Genomic DNA, 16,103 nt, shown 5'->3' on the forward strand with positions numbered 1-16,103 from the left:
GCAGTTTTGTTAATTAAAATAAAAAAAAAGCATTCAAAAGAAACGTTTAGTCTAAACTAGAAAATTAAAAGCGGTGTTTTGTCCACTAGTAACAGCTTTTATTCTGGTGTTATTTCGTCGTTTTTACCTTAATTTTGCAACAAATAAAAAGTAGTTATGATAGCGAATCTTCTTCGACGAATACTCGATTTTTTAGGCATTCTACCCTTAAAACTACCGTTAACAGAAGTGGTTAGTATAGCCCTTTTATCTCCTTCTTTGAAAAAAATACAACTACAAGGAAATTTTTCTAAAATCAAGATAACTAGCGGATCCTACTTAAGTTTTAAACTCAACTATACTCAAGTTAGAACCTATACGATTGCCCAGGTAGATAGAGAAAGAAATATTCTTGAATTGATTGTTTATCTTCATAAAAATGGCGGTCCTGGCCTACAGTTTATCAATCAGCTTCGCCTAGGAAACACCCTGAATATAAGCAACTTGCGCGCAAACAGTGCTAATTTAAAGCTACAAACAACCAAATATGTATTCTTTGGCGATGAAAGTTCGTTAGGACTAGCACTTTCTCTACTACCTAAATGGCAGAAAGAAGCGTATCAATTTTTATTTCTCTTTGAATTGGAGGAGGAAAATAAAGATATTCCCGCGTGTTTAGGTATTGAGAAGAGTATCGTTTTTTCGAAGAATCAAACCTTTCGCAATGAAAGACGAATCAATCAATTGGCTCCTATTCAATCCAATGCATGGGAAAATGCAACATTCCTCTTGACAGGCAATGCCAAATCAATTGAAATTTTTAAAAAAGTAATTAACGATAAAACGCAGAGTAAGGTTTACACTCGAGCGTATTGGACAGAAGGCATTGAGGGGCTATAAATGGAAATAGAGCCTATCATATAAAAAAAGGCACAAACAAAAATGCCTGTGCCTCTTTCAAATAAAAACAAATAATCAATACTAAATACCTTATCTCATTTGATTTAATAAAGTAATTACGTCTTCTGTAGTCCCCGTTTTCAAATCCTCAGCTTTAATCACTACAACTTGATTTTTAACTACTTTAATATCTTTTATAGCATAAACAACCTTCTTGGTAGTAGGATCTACTGAAATAAAGAACACATAGCCTTCCAATCCAATAGGTACCCATCCATAATGCTCTGTAAATACATCTCCAATTTCAGGGTGATTTAAAAACACATCCAAATGAGCCAATCCTTCTTCATTTTTAACGCCTAGATAAATAGCTGCATTGCTATAGTTATAACCTTGAGGTACTTTTACAAAAAATTGTGTCTTTTCTCCTTCAACAACCGAATACTTATCAATATTAGACCAACCAATTTCTGAAGGTAATTCATTCCATCCGTTTAGGAAAAACTCATAATTTCCATTGGTTTCATCTCCATTTAAAAATCCCATTTCTGTTTGAATAGGAATTTCAGTAAAGGTCAAATCATCTTTTTCATTGACATTCCCTTGCCAAACAAGCATATCTTCTTGAAATCCTCTTGTGTTTTTAACAGGTACTTCCATAGCAATATTATAATTCGTAACCTGTTTTCCTTTCAATTTAATATCAAAGTAAAACTCTCCACCTGTAATAATAAAGGCACGATGTCCTTCGGTTGAAATACGACCATATTCATCTTTTACTATTTCAAAATACCCAGATTCATCGCGATTGGGATAAATCCCCATAGTAGGACGATTAGCCAAAGCCATTACTCCTTTATCATACAACTCAATAAAAGTACATTCCACTTCATCTCCAGGCTCCGCCCAATCGGTAAGCGCACCTAAACTAGTAACGCGAACCTTTACTCCTTTTTTACTTACAAAACCAAATCCACCATTTTCATCAACTGTAGTTTTAGTATATTGCTTTTCATTATCTAAAACATTAGTTCTCAACTGACTAAATTCAGTAGACGTAGGTACCTCAATTCCTTGCTCTGGAGGATTAGGTTCCGATTTATTGTCATCACTACTACAAGAGACTAAGCCCAAAACACCTAACAGTACAGTCAGACTTACTGCAATTTGAAAACTTCTTTTCATAACTTTTATTTTAAATTTGATAAGCCAAACATATTAAAAGAAAACCATAATAAACAAATAAATAATATACTAAAAAGAACTAAATAGGTGTTTTTTTTATCAAAAACATATTAAATAGAGTTAAATTAATATGACATTGAATAAATAATTCTCTCCTTTTAATGCAAGCTTTGGGAATAAAGTTTTCTCCCTTCTCCTAAAAACGGACAAGAGAGAATAAATTATGCGCCTAAGCTTTGAAAGTTAAAGGCTAACTATCTAATCTTTTTTAACGATATTTGTTCTTTAACTCATCTACAATTTTTTATCTATTCAACGATTGATTATGACTAAAACTGAAAAAGTAACTTTTGTTCTTGAAACTTTAGATGCTATATACCCAGAAATTCCAGTACCCTTAGATCACAAAGATGCGTATACGTTATTAATTGCCGTTCTGCTATCTGCCCAATGCACAGATGAACGAGTGAATAAAATCACGCCTCTTTTATTTGCTAAAGCGGACAATCCTTATGATATGGTAAAAATGACGGTAGAAGAAATTCAAGACATTATTCGCCCTTGTGGTTTATCGCCAATGAAGAGCAAAGGAATTTATGGTTTATCTAAAATTTTGATCGAGGAACACCAGGGACAAGTACCCGCTGATATGGAAGCGCTGGAACGCATGCCTGCTGTAGGCCATAAAACGGCCTCCGTAGTGATGGCTCAAGCGTTTGATATACCCGCTTTTCCAGTAGACACACACATCCATCGTTTATTATATCGTTGGGGCTTTTCTAATGGCAAAAATGTGCAACAAACAGAAAAAGATGCCAAACGTTTATTTCCCAAAGACCAATGGAACAAATTACACCTACAATTGGTTTGGTATGGTCGTCAATATTCTCCAGCAAGAGCATGGAACTTAGAACTCGATATCATAACCAGTGTAATTGGCCGTAAAACAGTACTCAACGAATACTATAAAAAACAAGAAAAAAAAGCATCGAAATAAGTCTCGATGCTTTTTTTATTAATTTAATTTAGAAGTTTGTAACTTCTTTTCCATGAAATCACTGAGTGCCAATTGAGACCATACTTTAGAATAGGTCATTAGTTTTTCAATGATCTCCGATTTTGGAAGTTGGGTTTCTTTTGCTGTTAAAAGAGTCATGTAGTTTTTTTTCATAAAAAATCTATTGTGCTTCTCTTTTAAAACGCACAAATCGCGAATATATTATAGGGTAAACGAAATTTGTTTTTTATCCATCAGTCTTCGCAAATTAATAATTGCATAACGCATTCTTCCCAATGCTGTATTAATACTGACATCCGTAGTTTCTGCAATTTCTTTGAAGCTCAAATCTTGGTATAAGCGCAAACGGACAACCTCTTGCTGATCTTCAGGCAATTCCAATATTAATTGCTGTAAATCTTCAATTATTTGGTTGTTAATTAGCGACTCTTCTATCGTATCTGAATCATCTTTTAAGAAACTAAAAAAAGGAGTTTCTTCTGTATCATTGTGAATCGTTATACGTCTTTCGCGTCGGTAGTGATCCATAATTAAATTATGTGCAATACGCATAACCCAGGAAATAAATTTTCCTTCTTCGTTGTATTTTCCGCTTTTAAGGGTATTGATTACTTTGATAAAAGTATCTTGAAAAACATCATTTGTCAATTCTACATCATCCAATTTACTAAAAATGAATCCGAAAATTTTTCCTTGATGTCGCTTGATTAAAATTTCAAGTGCATATTCATTGCCTTTTATATACTGCTGCACAAGCGTAGCATCTGGTAATTGAATTAATTCCATAACAAATTCTTTTTATAGCTGTTTTCTATTTCGTTCTAAAAAGTATTTGTGTTATATAGGCAATTGATTTTTATAAGTTTACTGTGCAAATATAGGTAAAATATATTGTTAAAAGCACTTGTTTTAAAAAAATGTTAAATATTTTAATTGTTCTTTCCACAGTTAAAGCATTTCATAAACAAAGATAAAAGCGTATTTTTGTCTCTTATATATACGAACCTCCTATGTCTAAAATAGATTTTTCTAAACTAGATCCGAAAAAGAATATTATTATCAAAGGTGCACATCTGCATAATTTAAAACATATAGATGTTGTTATCCCTAGAAATCAGATGATTGTAATAACTGGTCTCTCTGGTTCTGGAAAATCATCCTTAGCATTTGATACCCTATATGCGGAAGGACAACGTCGCTATGTAGAAAGCTTATCCTCTTATGCTCGTCAATTTTTAGGCCGTATTGATAAGCCAAAGGTTGAATATATCAAAGGGATTGCTCCTGCTATTGCTATTGAACAAAAAGTAAATACAACCAATGCCCGATCAACCGTAGGTACATCCACGGAGATTTATGACTATATCAAATTGTTGTTTGCGCGTGTTGGACGCACCTTCTCTCCTATTTCTGGACAGGAAGTCAAAAAGGATTCTGTTACTGATGTTACGAATTGGGTAAAAACTCTTCCTTTGGATAGCAAATGGCTTTTATTAGCCCCCTTACTATTTGATGAAGATCGTTCCTTAGCAGACTATTTAGCGGTGCTTTTAAAACAAGGGTATGCGCGTTTGTATGTAAAGAATGAAATGGTTCGCTTAGATGAATTCCTCAACTTAGAAGAAGAACTCATCAATCAATTTGATCGAAAGGAAGTCTTATTAATTATTGATCGTATTGTGGTCAAAGATACCGATGAATTCTACAATCGATTGGGCGATGCAATAGAAACAGCCTTTTTTGAAGGAAAAGGAACCTGTTTTATCCGATCCCTTGAAGGAGAAACACAATATGAATTTAGCAATCGCTTTGAATTAGATGGGCTTACCTTCTTAGAACCTAATATTCACTTGTTTAGTTTTAACAATCCCTATGGAGCTTGTCCTACCTGTGATGGCTATGGCAACGTTATTGGCATAGACGAAGAACTTGTTTTCCCTAATACCGGATTATCAGTGTATGAGAATGCCATATTTCCGTGGCGTGGAGAATCCATGGGCTGGTATCGCGATCAATTAATTCAACATGCTTATAAATTTGACTTTCCTATTCATCGTCCTATTTTTCAGCTTACAGCAGAAGAAAAAGCGCTCTTATGGGAAGGAAATGAATATTTTACAGGCTTAACTGCTTTTTTTCAAGAACTAGAAGACAAAAATTATAAAATCCAAAATAGAGTCTTACTCTCAAGATATAGAGGAAAAACCAAATGCCCTACTTGCAAGGGAAAACGATTGAGAAAAGAAGCTAACTACATCAAAATTGGCGGAATTACCATTTCTGACTTAGTGGATATGCCAATTGAAAAACTATTGGTATTCTTCCGAGAATTAAAACTCAATGCATACGAAAAGCAAGTAGCCAAACGCTTGTTAATTGAAATTGACAATCGCCTTGGATTTCTGCTTAATGTTGGCTTATCTTATTTGACCTTAAACCGAAATTCATCTACGTTATCGGGAGGAGAATCTCAACGCATCAATTTAGCAACCTCTTTAGGTAGCAGCTTGGTGGGATCCATGTATATTTTGGATGAACCAAGTATTGGTTTACATCCTAAAGATGGTGAAAAGTTAATTCAGGTACTCAAAGAGCTCAAAGCCTTAGGTAATACGGTTATCATTGTTGAACACGATGAAGAAATCATGCAAGCCGCAGATCAAATCATTGATATTGGCCCAGAAGCCGGAACTTTTGGAGGAGAACTCGTTGCACAAGGAACATTTGCTGAAATCCTAAAATCGGATTCTTTAACCGCTCAATATTTAAATGGAACAATTGCTATAGAAGTTCCCAAAAAACGCCGCGATTACAAACATTATATTGATATCATTGGAGCAAGAGAGCACAACTTAAAAAATATTGATGTTCGATTCCCTTTGGATTGTTTAACAGTCATTACAGGTGTATCTGGAAGTGGTAAAAGTACGTTGGTTAAAAGTATTTTGTTTCCCGCTTTGCAAAAAAAGCTGACGGGACTAAGTGATAAACCAGGTCAATTTACTGCTTTAGAGGGGAAATTTGATCACATCAAACAAATTGAATACATTGATCAAAATCCAATTGGAAGAAGTTCGCGTTCCAATCCAGTTACGTATATCAAAGCCTATGATGAAATCCGCGATTTATATTCGAAGCAGAATACGTCAAAACTAAGAGGATATCAACCGAAGCACTTTTCTTTTAATGTCGATGGTGGAAGATGTGAGGTATGTAAAGGAGAAGGAATCGTTACGGTTGAGATGCAGTTTATGGCAGATGTTCACTTAGAATGTGAGACTTGTCAGGGGAAACGCTTTAAAAAAGAAGTGTTAGAAGTCAATTTTGAAGGTAAAAATATCAATGATATTTTAACCCTGACGATTGATGATGCCTTAGTCTTCTTTAAACAACACAACCAAACCAAAATAGCTACGCGTTTACAGCCCTTACAAGATGTTGGATTAGGCTACGTACAGCTCGGACAATCGTCTTCTACCCTTTCTGGAGGTGAAGCACAACGTATTAAACTAGCTTCTTTCTTATTGGCTGGTTCAACCAGAGAAAAAGTACTTTTTGTATTTGATGAACCAACAACAGGCTTGCACTTTCACGATATTAAAAAATTGTTGTCCGCCTTGAATGCACTCATCGAAAAGGGACATTCAATTCTAGTAATTGAACATAATTTAGACCTGATTAAATGTGCCGATTACATCATTGACATTGGTCCAGAAGGAGGTGAAAATGGCGGTCAATTGATTGCTTTTGGAACACCAGAAGAAATTGTCAAATGCAAAGCATCTAGTACAGGTAAATACTTAAAAAAGAAATTAAAATAAAACAAAAAAGGAGCAAATTGCTCCTTTTTTGTTTTATTTTTCCAATAGACTAGCAAGCCGTTCAGTCAGGCGTTTACGTCCAAAATATTGTAAACCCATGGCATGTACATTCAACTGTTGTTTTTGATATTGCTCAAAATACTGCATTAAAATCTCGCTAATTTTATCTTTCTCACTATAAAGAGCATTGCGCCCTACATTGGTTTGTTGAATAATTTCAAAGAAATCCGATTCTTCAGGACCAATGGCCAAAATCGGACGTTCAGCAGCCATATATTCAAATAACTTTCCTGGAACAATAGCTTTTGTGTCCTCTGAATCGATCTCCACCAATAATAAAACTTGAGAAGCACGCATTTGTCTCAAGGCTTCTTGATTGTCGACATAGCCTCTGTTATCCGTACATTCAAGGAGCTTAAACTCTTTTAAAGTAGCTAGGATATCCTCGCTTATCTTTCCGATTAATTTCAACTCAAAAGCTTCCTTAAACGCTGGATTTTCTCTTCTCAATTCGCTAATAGCTTTCCATAATACGCGAGGATTGCGGTTAGAGAGAAAGGAACCTATATGCGCCAAAGTAAATTTTTGATCTAAGGGTACCTTGCCAAAATTACTAATATCATACCCATTGGTTAGAACAGCAATTGGCTTATCTGTTTTGGTTTCAAACTCTTTACGGGTTGTTTTACTCGTAACGATAATATGATCCGCCGTATTTAAAACCTCTTTTTCAAGCGCCAGGTGTTTTTCTTTTGCCTTAACCGATAGTTTAAGTTCCTTATGATAACTTATTGTAGTCCAAGGATCTCTAAAATCAGCAAACCATTTAATATTTAACTTTTTCTTCAATTCCATACCAATCAAGTGAACACTGTGTGGTGGTCCTGTTGTAATAAGGGTATCGATATCTGGGTTTTGTTTGAGATAGTTTTCGAGATAGGTTACCGAAGGTTTTACCCAACCCACACGTGCATCGGGAATAAATAGATTGCCGCGAATCCACAGGAGCAGTTTATCCCATTTCGATTGATTTCGAACTTGTGGGATCATACCTGAACTCATCGTTTGTGCCCGTTGTCCCATCATTTTTTGTGCAAGGGAATACGGTTCTTTAATCCTATTGCGCAAAATAACAACCGAAGGATCTACTTCCAATTCCAGTTGCGTATCAATCAAAGGGTAAGTAGCCCCATCAGGCACATACACAATGGGCTCTATATTAAAATCGGGTAAATACTTTACAAATTTTAACCAACGTTGTACCCCTGGCCCACCTGCGGGAGGCCAATAATAACAAAGGATTAATACCTTTTTCTTTTCTTTCTTCATTTCCTTTTCCATGTCAAGTCATGCAGCATTTTTTATTCTTCTCTTTTCTTTTTCACTGACCACCCAATGGCTCCAAGAGCAAACAAAAGAATTAAAATTGAACTTGCCAATGCAATTCTACTTCCTGTTTTTACTACTTGTGGCTCAAAGGTAAATTCAATAGTATGTTTTCCTTTCGGTAATTCAATCGCACGCAATACATAATCAACAGCCACAATTGGCACTTCTTGACCATCCACTTTAGCAATCCATCCGTGTGGATAATAGATTTCTGAAAAAACAGCTAACCCTGCTTGGGTATTCGTCGATTCATAGCTCAACGTATTCGCTTTATAAGAAACCAACTGTATCCTGGCTAAGGAATCAACCACATAACTATCTTTTAAGTCCTGGGTAAATGCTGTAGTATTAAAGATAGCCGTCGTTTTTGTATCAATAGTGCCTAAAGTTTTCATTTCATCATCTGCGGTTGTTACTTTTTCTACTTTTGAGACAAACCAAGCATTTCCATTTACCTCATTATTTAGCATAGCTACACTTCTTCCTTCTTCGTCTGACTGGATGATGTATTTTACATTCAGCATATTAAATATAGGCATCGGATTAGCGCTCAATTGATAATCCGCTAATTGCTGTATTCTTCTTGGTTTCGCTGCGTGATATCCCCCTAAAGATTGATGAAAATAAGAAGCCTTCGCACTGTTTAAGCCTCCTTGTGCATCAAATACCCTAAAATGAGTTGGGTCATTCAAAATTTGCTTATCTGCTTGTGTAATTTCAAAGGGTTCTTCCATTTTTCTTGCAGATACAAAAGAAGTATCATTCACGTATTTTCGATCTACCATAACCAAATCGCCCACTAATAAAAGGCCAATAATTACAATAGCATATAACTCTTTCAATTTGTCCTTAACAATTAAAAACAAGACAACTGCACTGGCTAACATCAATAACAAAGAGCGAATCAAATCACTTGTGTACATCGCTTTGCGTTCTTCTATTAAAGCGCGAATGAATCCAGGTCCTATTTCACCATACGCATTGCGGTAATAATCATCATTTAAACCTGAAAATGAAAGTGTCCCTTTAATGAAGAATAGAAAAACTAGAACCCCACCTGCAATAAGACTTGTTTTCTTTAAAGCATCTAGTTGTTGTTGCTTTTCCAATTTAAAGAAGCTATATAAGCCCATAATCGCCAAAGCAGGTAAACACATCTCGAGGATTACTTGAATCGAAGAAACGGCTCTAAACTTATTGTACATGGGAACAAAATCAATAAAGAGATTGGTAACAAAAGCAAAATTCTTACCCCAGGACAGAACCAAAGCAAAAAGTGCCCCTACAAAGAAAATGTATTTGATTTTTCTTTGTTCTGTAAACATACCCAAAACAAACAAGAAAAAAACCACAGCTCCAATATAGGCAGGAGCGGCCACAATAGGCTGATCTCCCCAATAGGTCGGTGCTTGTTTACTCATCTCTGTCGCTTGCTGCGGATCTGCGCCCATAGAAGTAAAATAACGATATATTGCGTTGTCTTTATCTAACGTTTCATTATTTGCTCCTCCAGTTAAACGAGGAACTAGTACATTTAAACTCTCAAAAACGCCATAACTATATTCCGTAATATAAGCATAACTCATTGCATTAGCTGATGTTTTAGGTGATCCATCTGGCTGATACGTCAATTCGCTTGAACTACGAGTACTAAACTTGGTATATTCTGCCGTTGCCATAATATTGGTTGCATTGGCTCCAATACTCAACACAGCCGAACCTACTAAAATAGCATAAGCGATGCCTAAGCCTTTCCAATCTTTTGCTTTAATATATTGATAGGTATAAGCTCCAGCTAAAATCAAAAGGAATAAGAGTAAGTAATAGGTCATTTGGAAGTGGTTGGCACTTATTTCTAAAGCCGCTGCAACTACCGTTAGAATTCCTCCAATCACATATTTTTTGCGAAATACAAGTAACACCCCTGCTACCACCATAGGCATATAGGCAATCGCATGCGCTTTCGCATTATGTCCTACACCTAAAATAATAATTAAATAGGTCGAAAACCCAAATGCTAAAGAGCCTATAAAAGCTTTTAAAGGACGTACACCTAAAGTGAGCATCAATGCATAAAAACCCAAGAAATATAGGAACAAATAATCCGCAGGTCTCGGTAAAAAACGAATAGCTGAATCTAAGTGTTTAACAAAATTAAAAGGATATTTAGCACCTAATTGATAGGTTGGCATTCCACCAAAAGCACTATTTGTCCAATATGGCTCTTCGTTAAATTCCGCTCTAAAATTGTTTTGCTCCTTTGCCATTCCCGTATACTGTACAATATCAGACTGGTAAATAACCTTGTCTTGTAAAACAGGAGAAAAATAGAGTAAAGCCACTACGATAAAACCTACCAACACTAAAAGATGTGGTACATACTTTTTTACTGCATCCATGCTATAAAATTACTTTGCGATGATTGAATTCTGTTCAATTAGCTAAAGTAAGTATTTTTAAGGTTAGATATCAAGATTTTTTTGAGAATACTACCCAAAGGAATAGAATAAAATGGGGGCATTTCCTCCTTACTTTTTTGAGTACACCCTACTAATTTCTAGTAAAAATTATAAATATACCCAAGAGAACTCCTTCTTATTTCATATTTAATTTAAGCAAAGGACTGGGTATGATTCAATTAAATATTAGAAAAACACTCTTTCAAACTTAACGTTTACAAAGGACAGAAAGCCCCCAGAATTGCTGTACTTTTGCCCCTTGATAAATTTTAATGCTATGTCTCAAAATAACAAAAATAATTTACCCTTTTTAATCTACTTAACAGGCCTAAGTATTATTGGTTTCTTAGCCACAGATATGTATTTGCCTGCCTTTGAAAAAATGCGCCTAGATTTGAATACTACAAAAAGCAATATTAGCGCCACGTTGAGTTTGTTTCTAGCGGGTTATGCCATCGCTCAGTTGTTATGGGGACCCATTTCGGATAAAGTAGGAAAGCCCAAAACAATCCTCATGGGGCTAAGTATTTTTACCCTTTCCTCCTTGGCTATCTATTTTACATCTAGTGTTACTGCTTTTTTAATCTTGCGTTTAATACAAGCTATCGGTGTTTGTGCTGCTGCAGTGAGTTGGCAGGCCTTGGTTATTGAAAGATACCCTTCGGAGCAAACCAATCGCGTTTTTGCCACCATCATGCCTTTGGTTGCATTATCCCCTGCTTTAGCTCCTTTATTAGGCGTTTATTTACTGGAGCACTTCGGATGGCGATCTATTTTCATTACCCTCGCAATTCTTGCTATTGCACTTATGCTGTATACATTAACTATTCAGAATAAAACAAAACCACAAACAACAACTGTGGATGATCGTCCAGAAGTGAAACCGCTATCGTACTGGACCCTATTACAATCAAAATCCTATCTAGGTAATGTAATGATTTTTGCTGTTTGTTCAGCCGCCTTCTTTGCCTGGTTAACAGGATCACCTTTCTTTTTAAAAGAAATGGGATATAGTGAAGCAGAAATTGGCTTTAGCTTTGTACCGCAAACCATTGCGTTTTTAATTGGTGGTTTTGGATATCGAACCCTAGCTCCAAAAATAGACGGCACAAAATTGGTGGCTTATTTCATCTGCTTATTCTCCGTGTCGATTGTAATAGTTGCCGCTTTAGCCATCTTCACTACCCCTACGCTAACTAGCTTGCTAATTCCTTTCTGTTTTATGGCCTTAGCCAATGGCGCTTGTTATCCTATTGTGGTAGCTGAAGCGCTTAAACTATTTCCAAACCATTCTGGAAAAGCAGCTGCTCTTCAAAACACCATTCAATTGGGTATGTGTTTCATTGCTAGTGCTATTGTCTCTTTCTTTTCGAAAGAAGCCTTATTTTCCACTGCTTTAGTCATGGTTGGAACAATTCCATTTGCTATTTGGGCTTTAACTTGGACAAAGAAAAGGAACTAATACTACAAACGCATAAAAACGAGCAAAGGACTTTTCTATGTAGAAAAGTCCTTTGCTCGTTTTTATTCAGCTTTTAAAGGGAATTAGCTTTCTGTTCTATTCACCACCCTATTTTTTTATTCAATTAAAAAATGAACATCTTTATTGAATTTCTTATCTAAAACCAGAATGGTATAGGGATATATCGCCTTAGTTAATTCTATTTCCTCTTCTTCTAAACAATACATCAATTCAATAGAATCTTGTTTTTCTTTTACACTTTTAATAGAAAATGCAGTTTCTAGTTTACTTGGAATCCCCACCAAAGCCAAGACAAAAGACTTTGAAAAGTCAATTTCTTTCAACTCTTTTAAGGCTGTATTTGGATCAAACAAAGTAGAAAACTGTGCTTTGCTGGTAATTTTAACATGTTGTACTCCATTATTGTGCAACTGATTTTTTAGTATATACCCTTTGTTTTCTTCATAGGGAATTTCATTTGCTTTATAAAGTCTAATTTCATCCTTTTGCTCCGCAAATGCTGTTGTCTCTTGTTTTTTATCTCCTTGGCATTGCACCAATACAAGACTTAATCCCAACATCAAAAAATAATATATCCTTTTCATCCTTTACTTTATACTTATAACGTCCTAAAACCAGAAAACGTGTATCAACCACCTTTGTTTCTTTATTTTTAATTAAAATTAGTTTAATTATGTTAACAAATATAAGTATAATTATTTTTAGTTCTTATTTTAAATTATATTTTTACACAAACGCCTTTAATATCGCTTAAAATGTATTTAAAACAATAGTTCCTATATCTTGCGAAAAATTTAATCACTTCGATAGCCTTTGTATTGACTTCATAAACAAACAAATAGAAATAGAAAACAAAAAAAAGAAAGAACAAAATCTAGGTATGCAATGACCGTTTATAAACCCCTTATGCTTGTTTTAAATATCAAAAAGCAGGTAAGCACCGCTTGTGGATTGATAGTAAAAAAGAAAAGTGCAAATCTGAATCTACATCAGCTAACAATTTCACTCGATTATCATTATTAATTTCTTCCCATTTGTCTGGTTATTTTCCATCATTAGATGTGCTTTTTGAACAGTTTCAACGCTCAATTTTCCGACAATATTTATTTTTGTTGGACTTATGATATCTTTCTCGATTTTATCAAAAAGCTCCCGTAACGCATTTCCATAATATTCAAATCTTGTCTCGCTATTTTTCAATGCTGGTGCATAGTTAGCAATATTTAGAATAGTCGTGGCTTTATCAAATAATTGCTCTTTGGCTTTTTCTGTTGCAAGAAAAGTTACATCCATATACATGCCGAATACAGCAACAAGTTCTGCGGCTATTTCAGACATTTTACCTCCAACCAAATCTATTACATATTCAAAGTGGCCAACCTTATTACGTAACACCTCAATTAAATCTTCCTCTTTGTAATTGATGATGTTGTTTTCGCTAATTCCAATATTTTTCAAATGATTGATGCTATCTTTATTGCCCGCAGTTGTATAGATATTTGTATTTCCGTTGGCTAATAACAGCTTAATAAGAATAGTTCCAACGCCTCCAGCTCCTCCTGTTAGGAAGATTGGTTTATCTTTCGGAATAGTGACCCGATTAAAACCTTGCAAAGCTGTCATCCCGACCATAGGTATGGCCGCCGCCTCTTCAAAACTTAGTTTATCGGGATTCTTTGATACTAATTTTGCAGGTACACTGATAAGCTCTGCATAAGTGCCATTGGAAGCTAAACTTCCCACATAAGCAGAAACTTTATCACCAATACTAAAAAAGTTCACCTCTTTGCCAAGCTTCACTATTTCTCCAGAAAGTTCTCTCCCTAAAATTGGAGATTTTAGCAGTTTACTTTCCGTAGAGCCTTGTCGCATTTGATAATCAATTGGATTAAATGCTGTTGCTCTAATTTTAATAAGAACATCTTCATTATTGACTTTTGGTTGTTCAAATTCTTGAAGCTCAAAATTTTCAACACCTCCAAAGTTATTTAGTGTAATAGCTTTCAATTGTAGTGGTTTTTAATTCGTCTTTATGATGAACAAATTTAATAAATTAAAAACAGCTTCAAACAAAGGACACCTTCTTTTGCCTCGTTCTTCAATCGTATATAGCGAAAAAAAGAGGTCCTCTAAAACAACAAATGGAATAACAAATACCCTTGAAAGCGGGTTACAACCTAGTGGATAGAAATAGGAAAAGGAGAGATTGTGACAGAGAGACTCTCATCTAGTAAGTCGTGCTTTTAGCAATTCTAAACGCCAACATACACAAACCTACAGTCCTTAACTATTATTTTATAAAGTACTTCATAGCATCGGTTTTAACCCTCTTTGGCCTATACAAAAAAAAACTCGAAACTAAGTTTCGAGTTTTTTTAGTATGTTTAAGCGTTAGACACATCCACTGTCGTTTCAGAAGCGATCTGTTTATACGTCCCATTTTCTAATTTTTCGCGGATTCCTTCGTAAGCCGCTAAGGTTTCTTCTATATCTTGCATCGTATGCATGGATGTAGGAATCATTCTCAATAAGATAATCCCTTTTGGAATAACCGGATATACAACAATCGACAAGAAAATATTGTAATTCTCACGTAAATCATTTACCAACACCATGGCTTCAGGAATACTTCCTTCTAGATAAACCGGTGTAACACATGTGTTTGTATCACCAATATTAAATCCTCTGTCTTTTAATCCATTTTGAAGTGCATTGACATTTTCCCATAACTTAGCTTTAAGCTCTGGTTGTGTACGCAATAAATCCAAACGTTTTAAAGCTCCCATTGTAAAAATCATTGGCAATGATTTAGCAAACATTTGAGAACGAAGATTGTATTTTAAATAATCAATAATAGCTTTATCTGCAGCAACGAATGCCCCAATACTAGCCATTGATTTTGCAAAAGTAGAAAAGTAAACATCAATGTCATCTTGACATCCTTGTTCTTCTCCAGCTCCAGCTCCAGTTGCCCCTAAGGTACCAAAACCGTGTGCATCATCTACAAGTAGTCTAAAGTTATATTTTCCCTTTAAAGCAACGATTTCTTTCAACTTACCTTGTTGCCCGCGCATACCGAATACTCCTTCCGTAATTACTAAAATACCGCCACCTGTGGTTTCAGCCATTTTTGTAGCACGCTCTAAGTTCTTTTCAAGACTCTCAATATCATTGTGCTTATACGTAAAGCGTTTTCCCATATGCAAACGCACACCATCAATTATACAAGCATGTGAATCAACATCATATACAATTACGTCATTCTTCGTTACTAAGGCATCGATAATAGACACCATTCCTTGGTAACCGAAGTTTAACAAATAAGCAGCTTCTTTTTGTACAAAAGCAGCTAACTCATCTTGAAGTTGTTCATGCATCGTTGTATGTCCTGACATCATACGAGCTCCCATTGGATAGGCTGCACCATATTCAGCAGCTGCCTCAGCATCTACTTTTCTTACTTCTGGATGATTTGACAACCCTAAGTAATCATTGATACTCCAATTGATTACTTCTTTTCCATGAAACATCATACGATTTGATAAAGGTCCTTCTAGTTTTGGAAAAACATAATATCCTTCAGCTTGTGACGCCCATTTTCCTAAAGGTCCTTTATTCTTCTGTATTCTGTCAAATAAATCATTTACCATAATATAACTATGTTTAAAAAAACAAATGCAAAATTACTCATATTTTGTATGCTTTCATAATAAATTAAAGAGAATTTATTCAATTATAGATAATTTTCTACTCCTCTTTTCTCAAAAACGAATAGAATTTTATAATATACAATTTAAAAAAATAGTTTTAAAATACACAATTCATACACTAAAATTATCAAATAAATAAAAACCTCTCAAATTGAGAGG

At 35.0% G+C, this 16,103-nt stretch carries 12 protein-coding genes; 4 read left to right on the forward strand and 8 right to left on the reverse strand.

The window, feature by feature from the left end; translation table 11 throughout:
* Nucleotides 1-156 precede the first annotated feature (156 nt).
* A complete protein-coding gene (locus tag ACMHJ2_RS07700; RefSeq protein WP_413512373.1) occupies nucleotides 157-879 on the forward strand; it encodes an FAD-binding oxidoreductase in 723 nt (240 codons plus the stop codon).
* A gap of 90 nt (nucleotides 880-969) precedes the next feature.
* Here the strand turns inward: ACMHJ2_RS07700 and ACMHJ2_RS07705 are convergent, their stop codons facing one another.
* Nucleotides 970-2,064 carry a hypothetical protein gene (locus ACMHJ2_RS07705; protein ID WP_413512374.1) on the reverse strand — a complete coding sequence of 365 codons (1,095 nt, stop codon included), beginning with the start codon at nucleotides 2,062-2,064 and terminating at the stop codon, nucleotides 970-972.
* A 325-nt stretch (nucleotides 2,065-2,389) separates the two neighbouring features.
* On the opposite strand from ACMHJ2_RS07705, the gene ACMHJ2_RS07710 reads away from it, so the two are divergent.
* A complete protein-coding gene (locus ACMHJ2_RS07710; protein ID WP_413512375.1) occupies nucleotides 2,390-3,061 on the forward strand; it encodes an endonuclease III domain-containing protein in 672 nt (223 codons plus the stop codon).
* A gap of 18 nt (nucleotides 3,062-3,079) precedes the next feature.
* Here the strand turns inward: ACMHJ2_RS07710 and ACMHJ2_RS07715 are convergent, their stop codons facing one another.
* Nucleotides 3,080-3,235 (reverse strand): hypothetical protein, encoded by a 156-nt coding sequence (locus ACMHJ2_RS07715; protein ID WP_413512376.1) that lies wholly within the window; start codon nucleotides 3,233-3,235, stop codon nucleotides 3,080-3,082.
* Nucleotides 3,236-3,283: 48 nt separating this feature from the next.
* The gene (locus tag ACMHJ2_RS07720) at nucleotides 3,284-3,868 is read right to left on the reverse strand and encodes a sigma-70 family RNA polymerase sigma factor (protein ID WP_413512377.1); all 585 of its coding nucleotides are present in this window, start codon (nucleotides 3,866-3,868) and stop codon (nucleotides 3,284-3,286) included.
* A gap of 224 nt (nucleotides 3,869-4,092) precedes the next feature.
* Between ACMHJ2_RS07720 and uvrA the strand changes: the two genes are divergently transcribed.
* A complete protein-coding gene (uvrA, locus tag ACMHJ2_RS07725) occupies nucleotides 4,093-6,903 on the forward strand; it encodes an excinuclease ABC subunit UvrA (RefSeq protein WP_413512378.1) in 2,811 nt (936 codons plus the stop codon).
* A 33-nt stretch (nucleotides 6,904-6,936) separates the two neighbouring features.
* Here the strand turns inward: uvrA and ACMHJ2_RS07730 are convergent, their stop codons facing one another.
* Together ACMHJ2_RS07730 and ACMHJ2_RS07735 are read right to left on the reverse strand one after the other, a co-directional pair.
* Complete coding sequence (locus ACMHJ2_RS07730) at nucleotides 6,937-8,232, reverse strand: glycosyltransferase family 4 protein (protein WP_413512435.1); 1,296 nt, start codon at nucleotides 8,230-8,232, stop codon at nucleotides 6,937-6,939.
* A gap of 32 nt (nucleotides 8,233-8,264) precedes the next feature.
* Entirely contained in the window at nucleotides 8,265-10,691 is a 2,427-nt protein-coding gene (locus ACMHJ2_RS07735) for a YfhO family protein (RefSeq protein ID WP_413512379.1), read from the reverse strand.
* Nucleotides 10,692-11,028: 337 nt separating this feature from the next.
* Between ACMHJ2_RS07735 and punC the strand changes: the two genes are divergently transcribed.
* On the forward strand, nucleotides 11,029-12,213 hold the full coding sequence (gene punC, locus ACMHJ2_RS07740; protein WP_413512380.1) for a purine nucleoside transporter PunC: 1,185 nt from the start codon (nucleotides 11,029-11,031) through the stop codon (nucleotides 12,211-12,213).
* Nucleotides 12,214-12,329: 116 nt separating this feature from the next.
* Here the strand turns inward: punC and ACMHJ2_RS07745 are convergent, their stop codons facing one another.
* The 3 genes from ACMHJ2_RS07745 to ACMHJ2_RS07755 form a co-directional block, all read right to left on the reverse strand.
* Nucleotides 12,330-12,818 carry a hypothetical protein gene (locus ACMHJ2_RS07745; RefSeq protein WP_413512381.1) on the reverse strand — a complete coding sequence of 163 codons (489 nt, stop codon included), beginning with the start codon at nucleotides 12,816-12,818 and terminating at the stop codon, nucleotides 12,330-12,332.
* A gap of 418 nt (nucleotides 12,819-13,236) precedes the next feature.
* The gene (locus ACMHJ2_RS07750) at nucleotides 13,237-14,241 is read right to left on the reverse strand and encodes a quinone oxidoreductase family protein (protein ID WP_413512382.1); all 1,005 of its coding nucleotides are present in this window, start codon (nucleotides 14,239-14,241) and stop codon (nucleotides 13,237-13,239) included.
* 377 nt (nucleotides 14,242-14,618) lie between these two features.
* Nucleotides 14,619-15,884 (reverse strand): aminotransferase class I/II-fold pyridoxal phosphate-dependent enzyme, encoded by a 1,266-nt coding sequence (locus ACMHJ2_RS07755; protein ID WP_413512383.1) that lies wholly within the window; start codon nucleotides 15,882-15,884, stop codon nucleotides 14,619-14,621.
* Nucleotides 15,885-16,103 lie beyond the last annotated feature (219 nt).

It is taken from the genome of Myroides odoratus (assembly GCF_965118575.1).
Taxonomy (GTDB): domain Bacteria; phylum Bacteroidota; class Bacteroidia; order Flavobacteriales; family Flavobacteriaceae; genus Flavobacterium; species Flavobacterium odoratum_B.

What these genes read in the sequence shown, in the direction of transcription:
- ACMHJ2_RS07700 (WP_413512373.1), top strand. Translation starts at nt 157, where the DNA reads ATGATAGCGAATCTTCTTCGACGAATACTCGATTTTTTAGGCATTCTA.
- ACMHJ2_RS07705 (WP_413512374.1), bottom strand. Translation starts at nt 2,064, where the DNA reads ATGAAAAGAAGTTTTCAAATTGCAGTAAGTCTGACTGTACTGTTAGGT.
- ACMHJ2_RS07710 (WP_413512375.1), top strand. Translation starts at nt 2,390, where the DNA reads ATGACTAAAACTGAAAAAGTAACTTTTGTTCTTGAAACTTTAGATGCT.
- ACMHJ2_RS07715 (WP_413512376.1), bottom strand. Translation starts at nt 3,235, where the DNA reads ATGAAAAAAAACTACATGACTCTTTTAACAGCAAAAGAAACCCAACTT.
- ACMHJ2_RS07720 (WP_413512377.1), bottom strand. Translation starts at nt 3,868, where the DNA reads ATGGAATTAATTCAATTACCAGATGCTACGCTTGTGCAGCAGTATATA.
- uvrA (WP_413512378.1), top strand. Translation starts at nt 4,093, where the DNA reads ATGTCTAAAATAGATTTTTCTAAACTAGATCCGAAAAAGAATATTATT.
- ACMHJ2_RS07730 (WP_413512435.1), bottom strand. Translation starts at nt 8,232, where the DNA reads ATGAAGAAAGAAAAGAAAAAGGTATTAATCCTTTGTTATTATTGGCCT.
- ACMHJ2_RS07735 (WP_413512379.1), bottom strand. Translation starts at nt 10,691, where the DNA reads ATGGATGCAGTAAAAAAGTATGTACCACATCTTTTAGTGTTGGTAGGT.
- punC (WP_413512380.1), top strand. Translation starts at nt 11,029, where the DNA reads ATGTCTCAAAATAACAAAAATAATTTACCCTTTTTAATCTACTTAACA.
- ACMHJ2_RS07745 (WP_413512381.1), bottom strand. Translation starts at nt 12,818, where the DNA reads ATGAAAAGGATATATTATTTTTTGATGTTGGGATTAAGTCTTGTATTG.
- ACMHJ2_RS07755 (WP_413512383.1), bottom strand. Translation starts at nt 15,884, where the DNA reads ATGGTAAATGATTTATTTGACAGAATACAGAAGAATAAAGGACCTTTA.